The 22,331-nt window shown below is 70.7% G+C and carries 16 protein-coding genes; 8 read left to right on the top strand and 8 right to left on the bottom strand.

Features of this window, described 5'->3' with window-relative positions:
* Positions 1 to 52 precede the first annotated feature (52 nt).
* The 3 genes from WME95_RS42465 to WME95_RS42455 form a co-directional block, all read right to left on the bottom strand.
* On the bottom strand, positions 53 to 1,579 hold the full coding sequence (locus WME95_RS42465; RefSeq protein ID WP_437904961.1) for a hypothetical protein: 1,527 nt from the start codon (positions 1,577 to 1,579) through the stop codon (positions 53 to 55).
* Between the two features lie 28 nt (positions 1,580 to 1,607).
* Positions 1,608 to 3,128 carry a hypothetical protein gene (locus WME95_RS42460; protein ID WP_437904960.1) on the bottom strand — a complete coding sequence of 507 codons (1,521 nt, stop codon included), beginning with the start codon at positions 3,126 to 3,128 and terminating at the stop codon, positions 1,608 to 1,610.
* A gap of 182 nt (positions 3,129 to 3,310) precedes the next feature.
* Positions 3,311 to 4,081, bottom strand: a complete 771-nt coding sequence (locus WME95_RS42455; RefSeq protein ID WP_437904959.1) for an SDR family NAD(P)-dependent oxidoreductase — start codon at positions 4,079 to 4,081, stop codon at positions 3,311 to 3,313.
* A gap of 141 nt (positions 4,082 to 4,222) precedes the next feature.
* On the opposite strand from WME95_RS42455, the gene WME95_RS42450 reads away from it, so the two are divergent.
* Positions 4,223 to 5,131 (top strand): LysR family transcriptional regulator, encoded by a 909-nt coding sequence (locus WME95_RS42450; protein WP_437904958.1) that lies wholly within the window; start codon positions 4,223 to 4,225, stop codon positions 5,129 to 5,131.
* A gap of 159 nt (positions 5,132 to 5,290) precedes the next feature.
* Here WME95_RS42450 and WME95_RS42445 read toward each other — a convergent pair whose 3' ends face one another.
* The 5 genes from WME95_RS42445 to WME95_RS42425 form a co-directional block, all read right to left on the bottom strand.
* Entirely contained in the window at positions 5,291 to 5,911 is a 621-nt protein-coding gene (locus tag WME95_RS42445; protein ID WP_437904957.1) for a DUF1349 domain-containing protein, read from the bottom strand.
* Between the two features lie 116 nt (positions 5,912 to 6,027).
* On the bottom strand, positions 6,028 to 6,402 hold the full coding sequence (locus tag WME95_RS42440; RefSeq protein ID WP_437904956.1) for a response regulator: 375 nt from the start codon (positions 6,400 to 6,402) through the stop codon (positions 6,028 to 6,030).
* A gap of 14 nt (positions 6,403 to 6,416) precedes the next feature.
* On the bottom strand, positions 6,417 to 7,847 hold the full coding sequence (locus WME95_RS42435; RefSeq protein WP_437911085.1) for a sensor histidine kinase: 1,431 nt from the start codon (positions 7,845 to 7,847) through the stop codon (positions 6,417 to 6,419).
* Between the two features lie 195 nt (positions 7,848 to 8,042).
* Complete coding sequence (locus WME95_RS42430; protein ID WP_437904955.1) at positions 8,043 to 9,347, bottom strand: c-type cytochrome; 1,305 nt, start codon at positions 9,345 to 9,347, stop codon at positions 8,043 to 8,045.
* 5 nt (positions 9,348 to 9,352) lie between these two features.
* Positions 9,353 to 9,931, bottom strand: coding sequence for a hypothetical protein (locus WME95_RS42425; RefSeq protein ID WP_437904954.1), 579 nt, complete (start codon positions 9,929 to 9,931; stop codon positions 9,353 to 9,355).
* Between the two features lie 417 nt (positions 9,932 to 10,348).
* Between WME95_RS42425 and WME95_RS42420 the strand changes: the two genes are divergently transcribed.
* From WME95_RS42420 to WME95_RS42390, 7 genes are all read left to right on the top strand, one after another.
* Entirely contained in the window at positions 10,349 to 11,383 is a 1,035-nt protein-coding gene (locus WME95_RS42420) for a BMP family lipoprotein (RefSeq protein WP_437904953.1), read from the top strand.
* A gap of 19 nt (positions 11,384 to 11,402) precedes the next feature.
* A complete protein-coding gene (locus WME95_RS42415) occupies positions 11,403 to 12,500 on the top strand; it encodes an ABC transporter permease (protein ID WP_437904952.1) in 1,098 nt (365 codons plus the stop codon).
* Between the two features lie 56 nt (positions 12,501 to 12,556).
* Positions 12,557 to 13,639, top strand: coding sequence for an ABC transporter permease (locus WME95_RS42410; RefSeq protein ID WP_437546178.1), 1,083 nt, complete (start codon positions 12,557 to 12,559; stop codon positions 13,637 to 13,639).
* On the top strand, positions 13,636 to 15,192 hold the full coding sequence (locus tag WME95_RS42405) for an ABC transporter ATP-binding protein (RefSeq protein WP_437904951.1): 1,557 nt from the start codon (positions 13,636 to 13,638) through the stop codon (positions 15,190 to 15,192). The genes WME95_RS42410 and WME95_RS42405 overlap by 4 nt, the downstream gene beginning before the upstream one ends.
* Complete coding sequence (locus WME95_RS42400) at positions 15,189 to 17,171, top strand: DUF1585 domain-containing protein (RefSeq protein WP_437904950.1); 1,983 nt, start codon at positions 15,189 to 15,191, stop codon at positions 17,169 to 17,171. Before WME95_RS42405 ends, WME95_RS42400 begins: the two co-directional genes overlap by 4 nt.
* The gene (locus WME95_RS42395) at positions 17,171 to 17,905 is read left to right on the top strand and encodes a hypothetical protein (protein ID WP_437904949.1); all 735 of its coding nucleotides are present in this window, start codon (positions 17,171 to 17,173) and stop codon (positions 17,903 to 17,905) included. Before WME95_RS42400 ends, WME95_RS42395 begins: the two co-directional genes overlap by 1 nt.
* A 278-nt stretch (positions 17,906 to 18,183) precedes the next feature.
* On the top strand, positions 18,184 to 22,146 hold the full coding sequence (locus WME95_RS42390) for a phosphorylase family protein (protein WP_437904948.1): 3,963 nt from the start codon (positions 18,184 to 18,186) through the stop codon (positions 22,144 to 22,146).
* Positions 22,147 to 22,331 lie beyond the last annotated feature (185 nt).

The raw sequence follows: 22,331 nt of genomic DNA, 5'->3' as shown, positions 1-22,331 counted from the left end.
GCGGCTCTTCTCGTAGCGTCGAGGACCCAGGCGTCGAGGTGCGGCGCGTGTCTCAGTCGCCTGGCGCGGCGGGCGCGAGGAGCGAGGTGTCGATGCGCAGCACGCGGGCCGTGAAGGGCCCCTCGCGTGACGCCTGCGTGCGCATGGCCACGGTGAGCTCCGTGCCGAACGCGGAGACATCGACGAGCGGGTGCTGCTCGTGCAGATCGTTGAAGTAGCTCCATCCTGCGATCGCGGGGAGCGGCAGCGTCACCGCGACCTCGGGCGCGCCTCCGGCGGCAGGCACGCGCACGAGGCGCAGCTCGCCGCGGCTCTCGTCCGCCACGGTGTGGCCGACGCACACCCGGTCCAGACCGGTGTCCTGCAACTCGTACGTGAGCGTCTCGTCGATGTGGCTGATCAGGAGCGCGACCCACGCGTCGCCATCGCTCGTGCGCGCGGCCGCGAAGGCCGACCATTCGAGCCCGGAGGCCACCATGTGGCATTCGGCAGGGCAGCTCGTAGCGCCCGGGAGCGGGCCGTCGACGCCGTCCTGGCAGCGGTACGTGGGCGTCTCGGTGCCGGGGATCGCGACCTCGTCGAAGCCGCCGTCCTCGCTGGCGCTCGCAAGCCGCAGCCCGTCGGTGTGCTGCACGACCGCCGCGAAGCGCGGAAACGTCGCTTGTCCGGCGGGCTGCGGCGGCGGGACGGGCTCGTAGTCGAGCAGGAAGCTCGCGGAGTCCGGGGCGCCAAGGCTCCGCTCCGTGGTGCCGTCGAGCACCGTGAGCTGCCGTTCCCCTGGGAGCGGTTCGACGAGCCCGAACGCCAGCGGCGCGTCGTCGGGCGCGAGGGCGAAGCGGGTGTAATCGCTGCCGCTCGGCCGGCTCGCCGGCGCGACGTCCCAGGCGCCGCCGGACGTGCGCGTCGCGTGCGCGACGCCGTCGTCCGCGCCCGTGTCGATCCAGATGTGGGGCTCGCCCCGGGAGTCCACCGCGACATCGAGGACCGGCACGTGGCCGTCGTCGCGATCGAACACCGCCTGCTTCTCCGCCGCGCTGCCGGCCAGCGGCAGGAACACGACACCGCCAGGATAGCCGTCACCGCTGCCGTTCGTCTCATCCACCGCGGCATACGCCCTTCCGTCCGGCGAGAGCGCCACGCTCACGGTGTTGGACTGCACGTCGAAGTCTCGTTGCGTCGCCCCATCGTCGTCGAGCTCGAACAGCCGCGTCGGGTCGTTGCTGCTCGTCACGAGGTATGTCGCGCCCGCCGCCGGCACAGCCCGCACCCCGCCCGCTGCAAACGTGGCATCGGTGCATGTCACCTCCACGTCGAGCGTGATCGCGCAAGGCGCGTCCGCGGGACAGGCATCGTCGTGATCGCCTCGCCGCGATTCACACGTCGCCGGGGCGTCGCCCGCGCCGCCTTGACCGCCGGCGCCGCCTTGACCGCCGGCGCCGCCTTGATCCTCGGCGCCACCGGCCCCTCCCGTGTCAGCTGGCGCGGTGGTATCGCCCTGGCACCCGAGCGTCACCGACAGGCCGGCGAGCATGCCGGTCCCAAGCATTCGAAGGATGTGGTTTTGCAATTTCTGACGCATGAGTGATCGCCTCCCTGTGATGCGCGTCTCAGTCGCCTGGCGCGGCGGGCGCGAGGAGCGATGTGTCGACGCGCAGCACGCGGGCCGTGAAGGGCCCCACGCGTGACGCCTGCGTGCGCATGGCCACGGTGAGCTCCGTGCCGAACGCGGAGACCTCGACGAGCGGGTGGCGCTGGTACACATCGCTGAAATGGCTCTCGCCTGCGATCGCGGGGAGCGGCAGCGTCACAGCGACCTCGGGCGCGCCTCCGGCGGCAGGCACGCGCACGAGGCGCAGCTCGCCGCGGCTCGCGTCCGCCGCGATGTTGCCGACGCACGTCGGCAGATCGGCGTTCTGCACCTCGTAGGCGATCGTCCAGTCGAGGTGGCTGATCAGGAATGCTATCCACACGTCGCCGTCGCTCGTGCGCGCGGCCGAGAAGGCCGACCATTCGAGCCCGGAGGTCACCTCGTGGCAGTCGGCCGGGCAGCCCGGCGACGGGGAGTCGCCGAAGCCGCGCTGGCAGCTGTACGCCGGCGTCGCTGTGCCGGGGATCGCGACCTCGCCGTCGCCCTCGCCGGCGCTCGCCAGCCGCAGCCCGTCGGGGTGCTGCACGACCGCCGCGAAGCGCGGGATCGTCGCTTGAGCGGCGGGCTTCGGCGGCAGGACGGGCTCGTAACGGATCGGCGAGCTCTCGGGGACCGGAGCGCCAAGGCTCTGCTCCGTGGCGCCGTCGAGCACCTGGAGCTGCCAGCTGCCGGAGCCCGCTTGGACCATGCCGAACGAAAGCGGCGCGTCGTCGGGCGCGAAGACGAAGCGGGGCCAACCGCTGTCGGCCAGCTGGCTCGCCGGCGCGACGTCCCAGGCGCCGCCGGACGTGCGCGTCGCGTGCTCAACGAGCTCCGGCGCGTCCGTGAGGATCCAGATGTGCGGCTCGCCCTGGGAGTCCACCGCGACATCGATGACCGGCACGTATTTGTCGTCGCGATCGAACACCATCTGCTTGTCGGCCGCGCTTCCGGCGAGCGGCAGGAACACGACACCGCCGGGGTAGCCGTCACCGGTGCCTTGCGTCTCATCCACCGCGGCGTACGCCCTTCCGTCCGGCGAGAGCGCCACGCTCACGGTATTGGACTGCACGTCGAAGTCGCGTTGCGTCGCCCCGCCGCCGTCGAGCTCGAACAGCCGCGTCGGGGCGTTGCTGCTCGTCACGAGGTACGTCGCGCCCGCCGCCGGAACGGCCCGCACCCCGCCCGCTGCGAAGTCGTGCCCGGCGCACGTCACCTCCACGTCGAGCGTGATCGCGCACGGCGCGTCCGCGGGACAGGCGTCGTCGTGGTCGCCCCGCCGCGACTCGCACGTCTCCGGGCTGCCGCCTTGACCGCCCGCGCCGCCCTGACCGCCGGCGCCGCCCTGACCGCCCGCGCCGCCTTCACCCCCGGCGCCGCCGGCCCCTCCTGTGCCAGCTGGCACGCTGGTCTCTCCCTGGCACCCGAGCGTCACCGACAGGCCGGCGAGCATGCCGATCCCGAGGATTCGAAGGATATGGTTAGGCAATTCCCTGCTCATGAGCGCTCGCCTCCTTGCGATGCGCTGCCACTCAGCACCAAATGTGCCAGTCGCGCTCCTTCGCAAAAGCCCCGGTTACGCTCGATGACCTGTGCCGTTCTGTGTCGGAATGCTCGTGGTGTTCGCTGCCCGTTGCAGGCGCGGGCCCGACGATCACGCGCCTGCCGCGAGCTCGGAGCGCCTCAGAGGTTCATGCCGCCTGACGCCTCGATGCGCTGGCCGGTGATCCACTGGCCCTCGGGCGCGAGCAGCACGGCGACCGCGCCGCCGATGTCATCGGGGAGGCCGACCCGGCCGAGGGCGGTCTGGGCGGCGATCATCCTGTTCAGCTCGGCGTTGTCGCGCACGACGCCTCCCCCGAAGTCGGTCTCGATCGCGCCGGGCGCCAGCGTGTTCACCGCGATCTTCCGCGGCCCGAGCTCCTTCGCCAGGTAGCGGGTGAGCACCTCCACGCCGCCCTTCATCGCGGCGTAGGCGGCGTAGCCCGGGAAGCTGAACCGCGTGAGCCCCGACGAGACGTTGAGGATCCGCCCGCCGTCCGCGATGAGCGGAAGGAGCTTCTGCGTGAGGAAGAACGTCCCCTTGAAGTGGACGTTCATGAGCGCGTCGAACTGCTCTTCGGTCGTCTCGGCGAAGCTCGCGTTGCCGCCCATGCCGGCGTTGTTCACAAGGTAATCGAAGCGATCGCGCTTGAAGCGACCGGCGAGCTCCGCCTTGACCGCGGCGGCGAACGCGTCGAATCCGCGGGTGCTCCCCAGATCGAGCGCGATGGCCGCCGCCGTCCTCCCCTTGGCCTCGATCTGCTTCACCACATCCGCCGCCTCGGCCGCGGCGCCGCGGTAGGTGATGATGACGTCCACGCCGCGATCCGCGAGGTGGAGCGCCATGCTCTTTCCGAGCCCGCGGCTTCCGCCGGTGACGAGGGCGACGGGGCTACGCTTGGATGTGCTCATTGTCGGGTCCTTTCGATGGCGACGCGGCGGCTCGCCGCTGTCCGCGGCGGCTGCGCGCCGTTGTCTGCGACAGTGAATAGCGATCCGATCCCGGTTGCGGAAGGCGCGAGGCTCCGACACACTGTTTCGCCAATCGAAACAATGACCATCGACGTCGGATCGCTGAAGATCTTCGTGAAGGTGGCGGAGCTCGGCAGCTTCACGCGCGCCGGCGAGCACCTCGGCATGCCCAAGGCGCGCGTGTCGCTGCGGCTGAAGGCCCTGGAGGCCGAGCTCGGCACCCGGCTCCTCCAGCGGTCGACGCGCGTCGTGCGCCTCACGCCGGACGGGGAGGAGCTCCTCCCGCGGGCGCGGCGCCTTGCGCTCGAGGCCGACGAGCTCGGCGCGATGTTCCAGGCCGCGCGGGGCCTGCGCGGGCGGGTGCGGATCGATCTGCCGGTGAACTTCGCGCGCGACGTCATCATCCCGCGCCTGCCCGAGCTGCTCGCGCGCCACCCCGAGCTCGAGGTGCTCCTCAGCACGACCGATCGGCGCGTCGAGCCGCTCCGCGAGGGCTTCGACTGCGTCCTGCGCGTCGGCGCCCCGGGGGGCGACGGGCTCGTCGGCCGCAGGCTCGGCCTCCTGCGGATGGTGAACCTCGCGAGCCCGTCCTATCTGCGGCAGTACGGTACGCCTCGCCGGATCGAGGATCTCGATCGGCACCTCCTCGTGCATTACTCGTCGACGCTCGGCGCCGAAGCGCCGTCGTTCGAGTACCCCCACGACGGCGGCTACCGCGAGTGGCCGATGCGCAGCGTGGTGACGGTCAACAGCGCGGACGCTTATCTCGCGGCGTGTGTGGCGGGCCTGGGCATCATCCAGGCGCCGCGGGTAGGCAAGTTCGCCAGCATCACCGCGGGTGAGCTCGTCGAGGTCTTGCCCTCCCTCACCTGCGCGCCGATGCCCGTCTCGCTCCTCCACACGCACGGCAGGAGCGTGCCGCGCCGCGTGCGCGCGGTGATGAGCTGGATCACCGAGGTGCTCTCTCCGCACCTCGCGTCGCTCGCCTAGAGCGGCGGTCACCCGCTTCGGATACGGGCCCATCTCGACGTTTTCGGTGCTCAGCGCACAGGAGTGCGCTTCCGCGCCGAAAACGCCGATCTGGACCCGTCTCCTGTGCGGGTGACCGCCGCTCTGCGACGCTCGTGTCGGGGGCGGGTGGGAACCGCTCTAACCTGCGCGCCCCGGGGAGATCCGGAGCAGATCGAACTCGGCCACGAAGCCTTCGCCGAGCGGGCTGCAAGCGTAGAGGCCGCACTCCACCTGGCGCGCGCCGTCGTCCTCGTGCAGGTGGGCCATGCGGATCTGCGTCCACGCCGCGCCGTCGTTCGAGCTGTCGACGAGGTAATCCGGCCCCTCCCGCCGGACGCGCAGCCAGATCTCGCGGCGATCCGAGGGAAATGGCTGGGTCGACCAGTCGCTGTAGCCCGCGTTCGTCACCACCGCGCCGAGCCGGCTCGGGCCGTCCGGCTCGAACTCGACCGACGTCTTCAGCCAGCACGACTCCGCGATCCGCACCATGAGCCCTGCCTGGTCGTACTGGTGCGCCGGCCGGAACCGCACATGGCAGGTCATCACGAAGTCGCCGCCGGCGCGGGTGAAGAGGAAAGGCCCGTTGTCGTTGCGAAAGCCGTAGTGCGTCCGCTGCCAGTAGTCCGTCTTCGCGGCGGGCTCGACGACGAGCACGCCCCGCTCCGGCGCCACCGCCCAGCGCGCCGGCGGGTTGCGCCACGTGAGCCGCGGATCGATTCCAGGGTTGGTAAAGCCCTCTTCCAGAAGCTGTCCTGTCATGACGCAGACCTCCGAGCGCCGCACGGCGCGCGGTCCGCCCGCGCGCGGCGAGGGCCGGGAGGCTACCACGGAGCGCGCCGCGTCCGGGTGCGCCCCGCTGCGACCGGCCGCGCCGCTCACGCCGAGGGCTCGCGCGGGCCGAGCACCACGTCGTGGAGCTGGTCGAGATCGAAGGGTTTGGGGAGGAACCGCGCGAGCCCGAGCTCCGCGGCCAGCGCCGAGACGTCCACCGCCGCGCTCACGAGCACCACGCGCACCGCCGGATCGACCCGCGCGAGGATCGCCTTCGCGCAGACGCTGGGAGAGAGCCCTGGCATGAAGTAGTCGCACAGCACCGCCCGCAGCCCGTCGCGCTCGCGCTCGAGGAGCGGGAGCGCCTCGACGCAGTCGGCGACCTGGAGGCAATGGAGCCCCCACCCGTTCAGGCTGAGGGCGACGAGCTCCCGGAAATCGGGGTCATCGTCGATGACCAGCACGCGGTTTCGCAGCATGTTCCCTCTGCTCGCTAGCGCCTCAGTTCCAGTGAAAAGACCATGAGGTCACCGGCCCTCCGCTCGATCCAGAACCTCGCGCCGTGGAGCCGGGCGATCCCCTGGACGAGGTGGAGGCCGATGCCCGTGCTGCGCGGCTGGTCACGCCGCCCCTCGAACGCGACGACGGCGAAGGGCTCCAGCAGCTTCTCGAGGTCCTCCGGGAGATCCTTCCCGCCCCGGACCTCAATCGTGATGAGCACGCGCGCGGCGGAGCCGGCGTCGATCGTGACGAGCACTGGATCGCGCTCCAGCGCGACGGACACGGCCTGGACGAGCAGGCTCCAGAGCGCCTGCTCGACGAGCGCTGGATCGCCCAGGAGGTGCGCGTCTCCCCGGGGCACCAGGCGAATGCTGTGATCTCTGGCCACGAGCTCGAGCTCCCCGATCACGCGGCGGGCGAGCTCCTCGACGTCGATCGCCTCGGGCTTGAAGGGGAGCTCGCCTCCGGAGATGCGCGCCGACCACAGGAGATCCTGGACCAGGCGGCCGAGGCGCGTCGCCTGGCGATCGATGATCGTGAGGGCGCGCTCGCGGATGGCCGTGTCGTTCCGGTGGGTGAGCGCGACCTGCGAGAACCCCTTCATGGTGGTGAGCGGCGTCTTCAGCTCGTGCGCGGCGACGGCGAGGAACCGGTCGCGATCCTTGTCGCGCTCGGCGATGGCCTTGAAGCTCGTGTTCAGCGTGTGGGCGAGCACGGCGAGCTCGTCGTCCCCCCGGTCCCCGAGCGGCTCGTAGACGCCGCGCTCGCGAAAGCGCTGGACGGCGGTCACCATCCGGTGGATGCGCGGCGCGATCGCGCGGCGCACCGCGAGGCCGAAGAGCGACGCCGCCGTGACGCCCCCGAGGCCGACGGCCATGAAGACGAGGAGGATGCGCCGCCGGATGTGGTCGAACGCGTCGTAAGCGACCTCCATGTAGCGCAGGTTGATCCTGTGCAGCTTGACGAGGGCGTCGCTGAGGTGCTCCACGTCGGCGCGCCGCACGTGCGGCGCGGGCGTTGGACCCATGAGCCCGGTCGTGCGCTCGAGGTGCATCACGACGGCGGCGATGGTGTCCGCCGCCTCGCGCTCTTCCTCCAGGAGCACGAGCTCACCGGCCCGAGCGAGCGCAGCGCGGAGGTGGATGGCCTCCGGGAGGGTCGAGGTCGCCGTCAGCCACTCGCGCTGGTACCGATCGATGAAGGAGCGGAGCCGCACCATCGGCTCCCGGACCTCGACCGAGACGTCCGACGGCGGGCGAGCGAGCAGGGGATAGAGAGCGTTCGACGACTCGATGCCGCTGCTGATGACGACGAACGGCTGGAAGACATAGTGACGCAGGTAGGCTGTCTCGATGGCCAGCCGCTTGAGCGCGACGATGGACATCGTGATGCCCAGGGCGGCCAGGATCAGCTGGCTCAACACGAGCAAGGAAAGACGCCTTCCAATGGACATCCTCCCCGGAGCCCCGTTGCCTCCGCCGCTCGGAGGCGAGCCCGCGTGCTGAGCGCGTTGAGACCACCGAGGCATTGGCCACCTCCTCGGTGTCACCGTGGAAGCAAGGGGGGCACCACGACAAGGCCGGAGCGACCCTGGCGATCGCCCCCTCCCGCTCGTTCGCTATTGCGGCCGCCCCTGCGCGATCCAGCTCTCGACGAGCTGGATCTCCTCCGGCCCGACCGCGGGCAGCCCGAGCGGCATCCCGCGCACCGCCGGCGACGCGTGGCCCGCCTCCTCCGCCTGCCGCGCCAGCAGCGCGGCGACGAGGCGAGGGGCGCCGTCCGGCCCGCGCGAGAACACGCTCCGCCGCTCGCCCTGATCGTCGATGTAGCCCGCGGCGATCCCCTCGTACGTGGCGAGGTTCAGCCCGCGCGGCTTGAACCCGAAGCCGCCCGTGTTCCCGGGCCCGCCGTCGCCGAGCGCGTAATCCGGCTCGGAGTGGCAGTGCCTGCACGTGACGCGGAACACCCGGCGATCCACCTCGGCGTACGTCACCCGCCGCGACAGCAGCGGCAGCCGCTCGGGCGCGCTCGCCGGCGCCCGCGGCGAGAGCTCCGCGGTCGTGACGAAGGCCGCGATGTCCCGCGCCTCGGCGGGCGACATCGGCACCTGCGGCATCGGCGTGCCCGGCTTGATCGCCGCGGGGTCGAGCACCCACGCGGCGAGATCGGCGGGCTCCATCCGGTCGCGCGCGTGCCTCAGATCCGGCGCCAGGGCGATGGCGGCGCGCGTCTCCTTCTCCATCCCCTTCACGGGCGCGACCGCCGTCACCCCGGCCGCCCCGGAGAAGGCGTGGCACGTCCCGCACCCCTTGGCCTCGTAGAGCTCGCGCCCCCGGGCCGCGTTCGCGCCCTCCAGCGACGCAATCGGACGTTCGCGCCGTTCGCGCTCCTCGCGGCGCTCGCGGCGATCGCGCGTGAGGTAGGCCGCGATATCGCTCGCCTGCTCGGGCCCGATCGCGAGCCGCGGCATCGTCGCGTGCAGGCGCGGGCGCACGTCGTGCGGTGACAGCAAGAAGGCGCGGATCCAGTCGCGGCGCAGCCTGTCGCCGGCGGCGGCGAGCGACGGCACGTCGCGCAGCTGCACGAGGTTCTCGTTCCACCGCTTCATGGCCGCGGCCGGCGCCTGGAACCGGCCCGCCGCGATGTCCTGGTGGCACTGGACGCAGTGGGCGTCGCGCGCCGCGGGCGCCTGCCCGGTCCCGTCGTGGCAGCGGTTGCACTGGAGCTCCGCGACGAGCCGCTCCCCGCGCGCCGGATCGCCGGCCGGCGCCGCGGCCACGGCGGCCGGAGCGGCCGCCCCGGCGCCCTGGTCGCTCGCGCGCGGCGCCGCGGCCAGCGCGGGGCCCCGCGCGTCCTCGGAGGTACACCCCGCGGCGCCCGAGGCGAGCGTTGCGAGCAGGGCGAGCAGCGGACGGGCGCGCATCGGCGTCAGCTCTGCGGTCCGACAGCGCCGCTCGTCCGGCAGAGCGCCTTGTTCTGCGCCATCGTCTCGCACCGGGTGGCCGCGGCGTCGTGCCCCGCGTTGTCCCCCGAGAGCGCGCGCAGCCGCGCCAGCGTCGCGTAGGCCTCGGGGCTCGTCAGGAGGTCCTTCTCGGCCAGATCGCCGAGCAGCTTGAGCGCCTCGCCGCGGTGCTCGGGCGCCCTGGCGAGCGCCTCGCCCAGGTCGGTCTGGAGCGCCGGATCGTTCTTCCGCTGCTCGTTCAGCCGGCGCAGCGCGCGGATCGACCAGTCGATGTTCCCCTTGCGCTCCTCGGCCGACGCCCCGCCCCACGTCTCGAGCAGCTCGCGCGGCAGCTGCGGTCCGACCTGGAGCGCCCCGTCTGCGCGCGCGGTGGCCACCGCGAGGACGCGGAAGGCCCGGTTGATCAGCGGGTCCTTGTCATAGGAGATCCGCCGGATCTCGGGGAACATCCGGATCACGCTCCCCGCCGCCGCGGTGAACCGGCCGTCGTGAAGCGTTTGCTCGGCCTGGGCGATCCCCATCACGCGGTGGTCGATCGCGGGCATGATCTCGACTCCACCGCAGGCCGACGCGTCCGCCGAAGGGATGACGGCAGACGCGATGAGTGCACAAAAAAGCGTGAATCGAACGGCGGGACCATTCATGGAAGGACCTCCTCGGGAAGGCTGCGCCGGCGCGCCCCGTCGCTCATCGGGCGCTGCCGATCGACTGTGACAACGCTCGAGGAAAAAATGTTGCTCCCCCGATCGCGATCTCGAGGCGCGCCGTGCTCCCGCGCAGCTCGCCGTGCTCCCGCGCAGCTCGCCGTGCTCCCGCGCAGCTCGCCGTGCTCCAGCGCAGCTCGCCGTGCTCCCGCGCAGCAGATGAGAGCGCCCGTGTGAGCAAAGGTGCGCCAGTGCGATACGGTGGTTGCCTTGGTGCGCGGCCCGGTGTCCAATGCGGGCCTTCCAAGGAGATCCGGCATGTTGAAGAAGCGGCGCGTCGCGATCGCGGTCCTGCTGGTCCTCGCCAGCGCGCTCGCGGGGTGTAACAGCAGCAGCAAGAAGGCCGACTGCGCGAGCCCCGAGGTGTTCTGCGTGGGCCTCGTCACCGACATGGGCAAGATCGACGACAAGTCGTTCAACCAGTCGGCCTGGGAGGCGCTCCAGCGGGCGCAGAAGGAGCTCGGCGCCACGACGCAGTACATCGAGACGACGGATCCGAAGGACTACCCAAAGAACATCGCGACGTTCGCCGAGGAGAAGTACGACGTGGTCGTCACGTCGGGCTTCGGGCTCACGGAGGCGACGCGCGCCGCGGCGGATCAGTTCAGCGGCGTCAAGTTCATCGGCATCGACCAGTTCCAGAGCGCGACCAAGCCGAACGTCGTGGGCCTGGTCTTCCCCGAGGACCACGGCGGCTTCCTCGTCGGCGCGCTGGCCGCGATGATGACCAAGACGGGGAAGATCGGCGCCGTGCTCGCCACCGACGCCGTCCCGCCCGTGTGGCGCTTCGGGGAGGGTTTCCGCGCCGGCGCGCGCCACGTCAAGCCCGACATCGAGCTCAGCGTCGTCTATCACAACGACGTCGGCTTCGATAAGACGTTTACCGATCCCGAGTGGGGGAAGACGACCGCCGTCTCGATGATCGACAAGGGGGTCGATATCGTCTTCGGCGGCGGCGGCAAGACGGGCAACGGCGCGCTGCTCGGCGCGGCCACGAAGGGCGTTTACGCCATCGGCGTCGACACCGACCAGTACTTCACGGTGCCCGAGGCCCAGAAGGTCCTCCTCTCCAGCGCCGTCAAGCTCATCTCCGACGGCACCTTCGACCTCATCAAGTCGGCCAAGGAGGGGAAGCTGCCGTCGGGGAACTTCCAGGGCAAGTCCGGGTATGCGCCGTATCACGATCTCGACGCCAAGGTCCCCGCCGAGGTGAAGGCGAAGATGGAGGAGCTCCGGAAAGGGCTGCTCGACGGGACGCTCAAGACGGCGGTGCCGCCGGCCAAGGGGCCGTGATCGCCCTGGGCTCTTGAGGATGCGAGAGAAGCTGATCCGGCCCCTCCGGCCGCTGCTCCTGCCGGCCCTCTCGGTGTTCACCGCGATGGTCCTGGGCGGCGTCCTCATCGCCTTGGCCGGGGGCAACCCGATCGAGGCCTACGCCGGCATGCTCGAGGGCGCGCTCGGGTCGCCGCGGGCGGTGAGCGAGACGCTCGTCTGGGCGACGCCGTACATCCTGGCCGGCCTGTCGGTCTCGCTGGCGCTCAAGGGCGGCCTCTTCAACATCGGCGCGGAGGGCCAGCTCGCGCTCGGGGCGCTCTCCGCGGCCTGGGCGGGCCACTGGCTGCCGCAGCTCGTGGGCGGCGGCCTGCCCGCGGCGCTGCACGTCCCCCTGACGCTGCTCCTCGGCGCGCTCGCGGGCGGGCTGTGGGCCGCGGTGCCGGGCTGGATCAAGGCGCGCGCCGGGGGACACGAGGTGATCAGCACGATCATGCTCAACTATGTCGCCCTCAACGCGGTCAGCTTCCTCCTGAACGGTCCGATGAAGGACCCCGAAGCGTCCAACGTGCTCTCCCGCACGCCGCTCATCGACGAGAGCGCGCGCATCCCGGCGCTCGTGGACGGCTTCCGGCTGCACTGGGGCTTCCCGCTCGCCCTGCTCGCGGCGGCGCTCGTCGGGTGGGCGCTCCGGCGGACGACGTTCGGCTTCGAGATCCGCACGGCCGGGCAGAGCCCGGACGCCGCGCGCTACGCCGGCGTGCGGGTGAGCCGCACCGTGATCGCGACCATGGCGCTCTCGGGCGCCTTCGCCGGGCTGGCAGGCTCCATCGAGGTGAGCGCGCTGCACCACCGGCACGAGCTCGGGTTCTCGCAGGGATACGGCTTCGACGCGATCGCCATCGCCCTGCTCGGCAAGGCGCACCCCGGCGGGACGGTGCTGGCGGCTTTGCTGTTCAGCGTGATGCGCAGCGGCGCGACCCGGATGCAGTACCTGACGCAGGTGCCGATCGACGTGATCTCCATCATCCAGGCGCTGATCCTGCTCTTCGTCGCGGCGGACGCCCTGGTCAGGCGCATCTACCGCGTCCGGGGCGACCACGAGCGGCTCGTGCTCACGCGCGGGTGGGGCGGCTAGCGCGCCGGATCGAGCGAGGGGACCGGAGCGGGGAACGGGAGCAGGGAAGGACGAAGATGGGCTATCGACGCTACGCATTCATCGCGGTGGTCGTGGGCGTGCTGGTCCTCGTCGTGACGCTGGTCGGCGCGTCGCAGGTACCGCCGCTGACGATCGTGGCCAGCATGGCGGCCACGACGCTCGCCGTCGCCACCCCGCTCACCCTGGGCGCCCTCTCGGGCGTCTTCTGCGAGCGCTCCGGGGTCGTCAACCTCGGCATCGAGGGCATGATGCTCGCGGCGGCGTTCTCGGGCTGGTTCGGGTCGATCTACGCGAGCTCGATCCTGGGCTTCCCGCCGCTGCCGAGCCTGCTGCTCGGCGTCGTGATCGCGGTCGCCACCGGCGCCGCGCTGGGGCTCCTGCTGGCCGCGCTCGCGGTGACCTTCTCGGTGGACCAGATCCTCGCGGGGACGGTGATCAACCTGCTCGCCGTGGGGCTCACCGGCTTCTTCAACCGCCAGCTCTTCTTCGGGTCGGGCAGCGTGTTCGGCGGGCAGGTGCCTCACGCGCCGGGCGTCCTTCCGCGCATCGGCGTCCCGCTGCTCGCGGACATCCCGGTCGTGGGCCCCGTGTTCGAGCAGCAGCCGATCGCCGTCGCCGCCATCGCGCTGGTCGCGCTGACGCACCTCGTGCTCTTCCGCACGCGGTGGGGCCTGCGCGCGCGGGCCGTGGGCGAGCACCCCCGCGCGGCCGCGACGGTCGGGATCGACGTGGCCCGCGTGCGCTACGTGAACGTCGTGATCGGCGGCGCGATCGCCGGGCTCGGCGGGGCGTATTTCACGCTGGAGTCGGTGCCGTCCTTCGAGCCGCTGATGACGAACGGGCGCGGCTTCATCTCGCTCGCGGCGATGATCTTCGGCGACTGGACGCCGTTCGGCTCGTGGGCCGCGGCGCTCGTCTTCGGCGCGGCGCAGGCGTTCCAGATCAACCTGCAGCTCTTCCGCGACCAGATCCCGCCGTCGTGGTCGTTCCTGCAGCAATCGTCGGTCGTCGGGCTGGTGCCCTATCTCCTGACGCTGCTGCTTTTGACCGGCGTCATCGGCAAGACCACGCCGCCGGCCGCCGACGGCCTGCCGTACGAGCGGGAGGGGCGGCGGTGACGGCCGTCCTCGAGGCCCGGGGGATCACCCGGCGGTTCTCCGGCGTCCTGGCGAACGACAAGGTCGATCTCGACCTCCGAAAGGGCGAGATCCACGCCCTGCTCGGGGAGAACGGCGCCGGCAAGTCGACCCTGATGAACATCCTCTACGGGCTCTTGCGCCCGGACGAGGGGTCGCTCCTCCGGAGCGGGCGCCCGGTCGCGCTGCGCTCGCCGATCGACGCGATCGCGCTCGGGATCGGCATGGTGCACCAGCACTTCATGCTGATCCCGGTGTTCACGGTCGCCGAGAACGTCGTGCTCGGCGCGGAGCCCGTGCGCGGCGCCCTGCTCGACCGCCGGCGCGCGAGCGCCGAGGTCCGCGAGCTCTCGGCGCGCCACGGGCTGGACGTCGATCCCGACGCCCGGGTGGAGGATCTCCCGGTCGGCGTGCAGCAGCGGGTGGAGATCCTCAAGGCTCTTTACCGGAAGGCGGAGATCCTGATCCTCGACGAGCCGACGGCCGTGCTCACGCCCCAGGAGGCGGACGAGCTGTTCCGCGTGCTGCGGGGGCTGACGGCGCGGGGGGTCTCGGTCCTGTTCATCACGCACAAGCTCAGGGAGGTGCTCGCTGTCGCGGACCGGGTGACGGTCATGCGCGCCGGGCGCGTGGTGGGCGCCGCGATCCCGGCGGAGACGGACGAGCGCGGCCTCGCGGCGATGATGGTGGGCCGCGAGGTGGCGCTCCAGGTGAGCAAGGCCCCGGCGAGCCCCAAGGACGTCGTGCTCGAGGTGCAGCGCCTCGGCGTCGCGGGTCGCCGCGGATCGGGCGCCGACGTGGTGCGCGAGGTGAGCTTCTCGGTGCGCGCCGGCGAGATCCTGGGGATCGCCGGCGTGCAGGGCAACGGCCAGACCGAGCTCTGCGAGGCCATCACCGGCCTCTCGCCGCCCCGCGCCGGGCGCGTGCTCCTCCGGGGCCGCGACGTCACCGGCGCGCTGCCCCGCGCGCTCATCGAGCGCGGCGTATCGCACGTGCCCGAGGACCGCCAGCGCCACGGGCTCGTGCTCTCGTACGCGATCGCGGACAACCTCGTGCTGTGCACCTACTACAAGGCTCCCTTCGCCGTGCGCGGCGTGCTCCGCGACGACGCCCGCGAGGAGAACGCGAGTCGGTTGATAAAGACCTTTGACATCCGCGCGCCCGGCCCGGGGACGCCCGTCTCCGCGCTGTCGGGCGGCAACCAGCAGAAGGTGATCCTCGCCCGGGAGATGAGCCGCCCCGTCGAGTTGCTCGTGGCCAGCCAGCCGACCCGGGGCGTGGACGTCGGGTCGATCGAGCACATCCACCGCGAGATCGTGGCGGCGCGCGACGCGGGGGCGGCGGTGCTGCTCGTGTCGGCGGAGCTCGACGAGATCCTGGCGCTGTCGGACAGGATCGCGGTCATGTACCGGGGCGAGATCGTGGCGACGCGGGACGCGGGCGCGGTATCGCGGACGGAGCTCGGGATGCTGATGGCCGGGGTGCTCCCCGGCGAGGAGGCCCCGTCGCCCGCCGCGGAAGAGGTCGACGCATGAGGGGGCGCGCGCTGCGCGCGCTGGCCGTGGCGGCGCCGCTCGCGGCGGCGGCCGCGGCCTCGTTCGCGCCGCCGTCCGCCGCCGAACCGACGCTGGAGCAGTACCGGTACTTCCGGGCGCTCTCCCTCGACCTGAAGGGGCGGCTCCCGACGCGCGAGGAGCTCGCCGAGATCGAGTCGCCGGGCTTCGATCTGGACGCCTGGATAGAGCGCCACCTCGACGGTCCGGGGTATGCCGAGCGGCTCACGCGCATCTACATGGATGTCCTGCGGCTCGAGCTCGGCCCGGCGGGGCTGTTCACGCCGTCTGCGACGACGCTCCGCCGGGTGCAGGTGCTCGGCCCGGAGGGCAAGCCGCTCTATGTCTATTACCGCGTCAACCAGCGCCGCCTGAACCCGGTGATCGACGGCGAGTTCTGCTTCTCCGACGCCGAGAGCGGGCTCGGGGTGGCGGCCTACGCGCCCATCAAGGGGACGCCCGCCCGCATCTCCCAGCGGCTGCTCGACGAGCGGACGACGCTCGTGCGCCCCTACTGGCTCTATCGCGATTACCTCTCCGTCGTCCCGACGCAGCGTTATGGCGACGGGTGGAAGGACCCGGACAGCGCCTATGTCCCGCTGCCGCAGCTCCTTGTCGAGCCGGACGGCAAGACGCCGACCGTCGAGGTCCGGGTCTGCAAGGAAGAGGCGCAGACCGCCGAGGTCGGCCACATCTACGCGAGCGACATCCCCCCGCCGCCGAAGGGGGCTCCGCTGCCGCCGGGCCGCGCGCGCCCGCCGGTGCGCGAGGATCGTTATGCGAAGGCGCACCGGGGCGAGCCGATCTCGTGCCGGAGCGCGCTCGCGCCCGTGATGAGCGTCGATTGCGGCTGCGGCATCGGCCTCGAGCATTGCTTGCCCGCCGACAGCTCGGGCAGGGATCCGCGGAGCTTCGTGCTGCCGGCGAATACCCCGCTCGGCATCCAGGATCCCATCGGCTCCGCGCCGCACACGATCAGCGGCTGGAACAAGTTCTGGTGGTCGCAGGAGGCGATTCACACGATGAATCACGTCTTCGCGGCGGATCGCGATTTCCGGGAGATCCTCACCGGTCGTTACACGTTCATCAACGGGCCGCTCGCGCAGTTTTACCGGTCGAGCGCGCCCGCGGCGTGCTGCTCGCTGCATCCATCGTATGGGATGCGCGAGGACGAAGCGCCCCTGTTCTTGCCGGGCGCGGTGCCGCCGGTCGTCGCGCCGCACGACGTCTCGACCTGGACGTTCATCCCCGATCGCGGGCCGCGCGCGGCGGGGATCCTCACGACGCCGGTGTTCCTCACGAAGTATTCCTCGCGGCGCGCGCGGGCGGCGGCGCTCTACAGCGCGTTCCTGTGCAAGAGCTTCACGGCCGAGCACGCGGAGCTCCCGCCGTCGGAGGAGCCCGACCTCATGGTCCGGCCGGGCTGCGCGAGCTGTCATGCGACGCTGGAGCCGCTCGCGGCGTATTTCACCCGGGTCGAGGAGACGACGTGGACCTATCTGCCGGCTGAGCGGTTCCCGATCGAGAACCCGGTGTGCAAGCTGAACGCGGAGGGGAAGACGGGGCAATCGTGCCAGCGCTTCTACGACCCCGTGTTCTCGAGCCGGGAGCGCGGCGTGCTGCGGGGCGCCTATGCCTCGGCGGATCACGCCGAGCGAGGCCCGGCCGGCGCCGCGGCCGATCTCACGCGTATGCCGGAGTTCGCGTCGTGCGCGGTCGAGCGCGTCACCGAGTCGTTCCTTGGGCGGCCGCTGCGCGAGGAGGACGAGGCGCTGCTCGGCGCGCTGCGCGAGCGGTTCGTGTCGCGCGGCTACCGGATGCGGCCGCTGGTCGAGGCGATCGTCCGCTCGCCGGCGTATGCGCGCGCGAGCAACGTGCGGCCTGCGCTGGAGCGGGGCGGGGCGGCGAAGGGCGGGGCGGGGGAGCGGGGCGGCGCGACGCGCGGCGAGGAGGCGCGGTGATGCAGGGCCGGGGGAGGGCGCCCGGGCGGACGGGGGCCTTCGCCCTCGCTGGGGTAGCCGCGGCGGCCGCGGTGGCCGGCGCGTGCGGCCCGCCGGAGGCGATCGCGCCGCGACCTGCCGCGCCGCTCCGGGAGACGGGGCGCGTCGCGCAGAGCCGGGCTCCGAGGGAGGATCTGCGGCTCATCCCGGCGGAGGCGTACCTGAGGACCTATCTCCGGCTGTTCGGCGGCCTCGCGCCCGCCGAGGTCGAGCGCCGCGCGCGGGGGGACGACAAGGCGGCGCTTTTCGACACCTGGGGAGACTACCTCGCGGCGCTCGGGCTCCCCGATCACGGCCTGGATCTCCCGCGCGCCACGCAGACCAACGCGCTCATGCTGGCGGCGTTCGAGCGGCTCGGGATCGCGCTCTGCGACCGCGCCCTGGAGCACGATCTCAAGGCGAAGGAGCGCGTCCCGATCGAGCGGCGGCTGATCTTCGCCTTCGATCTGCCCGCGCAGGACCCGGACGAGGCGGCGTTCGCCCCGCGCTTCGACGTGCTGCACCGGACGTTCCTGAGCTACCCGGCACGCCTCGCGCCGCCGGATCGGGAGGCGAAGTTCTTCGCGCTGTACGAGGGGACGGTCGCGCGGCACCGCGCGAAGGGCGCGGCGAAGTCGCGATTCTCACCGGAGGAGGCGGGGTGGGCGGCCGTCTGTTACGGGCTCGTGCGGCACCCGGAGTTCCATTTGTATTAGCATCACCGCGGGAAGTCGCCCTGGAACAGGGGAAAAATCGCCAAGATGCCAAGGCCGCCAAGAGGAGAGGTAGAGAGGGCGCCGTCGTGACGATGCCGCCCGGTGAGCCCTAGATCGCCAATGACGTGGCTCGATACGGTGGGCGCGCTTTACGCTGCAGAGCTGGGCGCCGCGCCGGCTCGATGCGAGCCGGCGACGCGCGAGGAGCGGAGCGCGGGCCCGGTCAGCGCCGTGTTACGGCTTGACTCTCCGAGCCAGTTGGCGCGAGATGTTCTGCGATGGATCTCGCGGATCTGGCGGGCCACATCGACTTCGGCATTCTCACGATCCGCGAGGATGAGTTTCGCGCCGTCCTGGCCCGCTTTCCCGAGCGGTATGGCGATGGCCGCGCGCGCGGTCTCCGCGTCTACAACCTACGCCGGCTCGGCCTCGGCGCCGCCGGCACGTACACGATCGCGATCCTCCGCTGCATCGAGCAGGGCAACGGCGAGGCGCTCGCCGCCGCCCGCGACCTGCTCGAAGACCTCGCCCCGCGCTGGCTCCTCGTGATCGGCATCGCGGGTGCGACGCCCGCTCCCGAGTTCACCCTTGGAGACGTCGTTGTCTCCACGCGGATCGTCGATTTCAGCGTGGAGGCGCTGCTCCATGACGGCTCCTTCGAGCATGCCGTGACGGGAGGGGCTGTCCACCGCGAGGCCGCGATCCTCGCGGCCAATCTGCCTGCAGTTGAAGCTGAGCTCGGGCCTTGGAACACGTCAGCATCGATCCAGGTGCAGCGGCCGACCGTGGATCTCGCGCCCGAGAATTTCTATGGCGACGAGGCGTGGCAGGAGAAGGTGCGCAAGACGCTTCAGCACCACTTCGGTGGCACCCCGCGGCCGCCGTGCTTTACCGCCGGCGCGCTCGCGGTGAGCGATCGGCTGGTGAGGGACGCGGAGCGTGCAAAAGCGTGGCTGAGAGCGGCGCGGCAATTCCTGGCGATCGAGATGGAATCCGGCGGCGTCCACCGCGCCACGTACGGACGCGACGTGCCCTTCCTTGCGATCCGGGGGATCAGCGACGTGATCGGCTTCAATCGGGATCCTGCGTGGACCGAGTACGCGTGCCACAGCGCGGCAGCGTTCGCGCGCGCGTTTTTGCTGACGATGCCGATCGAGCCGCACGCGTCCGGAGGCGCAGGCGCGTTGAGGGGGGGAGCCCCGACGAGCCCCGGCGAGCGCGACGACCCGCGACCGGGCCTCGGCGGATCGCCTCCGCCCGGCCCGGCGGCGGCTGCGTCGGTCGGCGGCAACCGTGAGTGCTTAAGCCCTCTCTCCGTGGTCCGGGATGCACCTCCGGCGGCGACGGCCCTTCCGGACCCGCTCTCCCATCGCGCCATCCACGCGTTGCCGCCGGCACCGCTGTTCGTGGGGCGTGAACGCGAGCTAGCAGAACTCCACCGCGTCTGGGATTCCCAGGACGTCGGTGTCGCCTCGCTCGTCGGCCTTGGCGGCGCAGGAAAGACTGCCATCGTTGCGGAGTTTCTTTCGAGGCTCGCGAGCGGCAGGCGGCATCGCCCCGATCGGCTCTTCGTGTGGAGCTTCTACATCGATCAAGACGTCGGCACGTTCCTCCGCGAAGCGTACGCGTACTTCGCAGCAGGCGAGCAGCCAGATGAGCGCGGGATCGGGCTCGCGTACCGCTTGGTCGAGCGACTCACGCAGGCTCCCGGCCGCAGCTTGATCGTCATGGACGGCCTCGAGCGGGTGCAGCGTGGCCTGAGCGACCGTCACGTCGGCTTCGGCGAGCTGGAGGATCCCTTGCTGCGGCACGTCATGTCGCGGCTCGCGCTGGGCGTTGGAAGCTCCAAATGCCTCATTACGAGCCGCTTCCCGCTCGCGGACCTGCGCCGCTGGAAGGGCAGAGGTTACCGGTGTGTCGACGTCGATCAGCTCGATCGCGGCGATGCAAGGCGGCTGCTCTCTCATCACAGGATTCGAGGCGAACAGGCGGCTTTCGACCGCATCATCGACGAGTATGGCGCCCACGCGCTCACCCTCGATCACCTTGGCATCTACCTCGCAGAGTTCTGTGGCGGCGATGCGCTGGCCGCTCACGATCTACAGGAGCCTCGAATCGACTCGGACCTCCCGGAGGAACGCAAGCTCGCACGCGTGCTACACGCTTACGAGCGTTCGCTCACTCCCGTCGAGCTCGCGTTGCTCTCCCGCTTCTGCATCTTCCGATTCGGGGCGACGCCCGAGACGCTGCACACGACCTTCGCAAAATCAGGCGATTCGAGGGTCGCCGGTCCGCTCATTGGGATGACCGAGATCGAGCTCCGTAGGATCGTCAAGCGGCTCGTGGATCTCCACCTCGTCCTGGTCGAGCCGGGGGAGCACTACACCGCACACCCAGCGATTCGCGATCATTTCTACCAGCTCTTCACCGAGTGTGCCGCGGCGCACGACGCCGCCCGGGCTTCGTACAGGAGCCTCTCGGCGGTCGCCACGCTGGAAGCGTTCGAGCAGTTCAAGGACCGACTCGAGGCACTTCAGACGGAGCTTGAGGCTCTGCGTCGGTCAGAACGCAGGAAGGCTGCTAATGAGATGAAGAGCGCGGAGGCTGCCATCCTCTCGTTGATCCGCGCTTGGCCAAGGCATTCGCGGCGCGCCTTCGGAGAATCCATATATTTGTTGACTCTGGCCGCAGTGCCTGAGCGTAGGTGGTTGGCTGGGTCTGTAAAGGTTCTGGTTCGTTCGTTGGTCTATCGTTGGGTTTTGTCGGGGCTTGATTATGATGACATTTTCGAAGGCGCGTTAGCGGATGAATTGCCGCTTTTTTCACGGGCTGACCACCGGGGCCATTTATCCGGGCTATCATCGCTGCAGCGACTGGCCTCGATGCCAGGGTGGCGTCCACTCGAAGAGATACTGAACAATCTCTGGTTCGCGTTGAGCGCAATCCGCGATCGATGGCAAGCTCATGAGCTGCGTCGCGCTGGCACCCTGGAGTTGGCGACCGATCTCGAGTCATTTCTATCCCGCTACCAAGGGCAGCTCGATCTGAAGGCTATCAACAAACTGAGGGGCGCGATCGTCGCGCTCCGAGCAGGCGATTTTCCGGAACTCCCCACATTGGCCTTGTCGCATGCACGGCTGAGCGCCGCTCCAGGCGTCGAGCACCCCTCGGACGGTCCCACGCTGGATCTGCTGGAGGAGCTCATCCATCACACCGTCCGCGCAGGTGATGTGCGCGGCGCGCTTGACATCTACCGCCAGAGGCTAGGGGGACGCGAGCACCTAGGAAAGCGCATCGGGGAGTACGCGCGAGGTCTGCGGATCCTACGCTCCCTTCCTGGCGAACCGCTCGATCTGGCATGGTACCTCCGTGCCTGCGGGGAGCTAAGCCGAGCACTCGATATCATTGATCAAGTGCATCCGCTCTGGGCCGGCACCATCCTGTGTCTCCGTGGATTCCTGCCCCGCGCGGCGACCGGCCGCTACTGGAGAATGACACGGGAAGTCGCGCGCTTCCTCATGGGTGAAGGCATACCGACGACCAGCGTCGGCTGGGGCGAAGCAATGGTTGACGCTGAGATCGCTGTGCTCGCGGGGCGTCTCGAGCTTGCCGAGGACGTGAATGAAAGCCACGCTCCCGAAATGGCGCGGACCCGGCTAGCCTTGGCCGACGCCGCGCGGCGCAGGGGCGGCATCGAGGAGGCTCGGCGGATACTTGACTCCGCCAGACCCTGGATCCTGCACTCTTGCTCGGTCGAGCATCTATGCCTGCTCCATCTGATCTCCGGCCGAATCAGCACCGATCGCGCCGACCATGCATGCGCTGCCGCGGAGCTGGCGGAGGGCCTCCATCTCGCAGATACGTGGGGCTTTGGTATCTACTTCATTGATCTGATGAACGAGCAGGCGCGGTCGTTCCTTGCACAGGCCTCTCTAGCGCGTGCGCAAGGGCTGAGTGAGGAGGCCTCGGCGGCGTTCGCCCGTGCTGCAGAGGCAGCCTTGAAGGCGCTGAACGGCGTTCTGCTCGATACGGATCAACCCGCGGCGACGCCGGATGCGCCCCTGAGCAACCTACGCCGGATAGGAGCGCGTCATCCGGAGTGTCAGTACGCCTGGGGGGCGGCGGAAGGAATGACGCTGCTGGGTAAGGCATCCTGCGGATTGGGACGACTCGACGAGGGCGCACGATGGAAAGACGAGGCAGCGAAGCTCCGTGCCTCCCTGCCGCGCGTTTCGGCATAGGTCGGAGTCGAGGTCGAACCGGCCGGCAGGTCACATCGGCGGCTCTCACTGCGGCACCTCGACGCGCGCGCCGTCGGTCTGTACCGAGCGCGTCCAGCAGCTCCGGGAAGCGCGCTGAGCTACCGCTGGCACGCGCGCCCGATCCGCTGGAGGGTGTCGGGGATGAGCTGGCATGCTCCTGAACG

This window comes from Sorangium sp. So ce327 (genome assembly GCF_051530205.1).
In the GTDB taxonomy this organism is placed as follows: Bacteria; Myxococcota_A; Polyangia; order Polyangiales; family Polyangiaceae; genus Sorangium; species Sorangium cellulosum_B.
The sequence above is the reverse complement of the archived record's forward strand: the minus strand, read 5'-3'. Positions and strand labels throughout refer to the sequence as shown.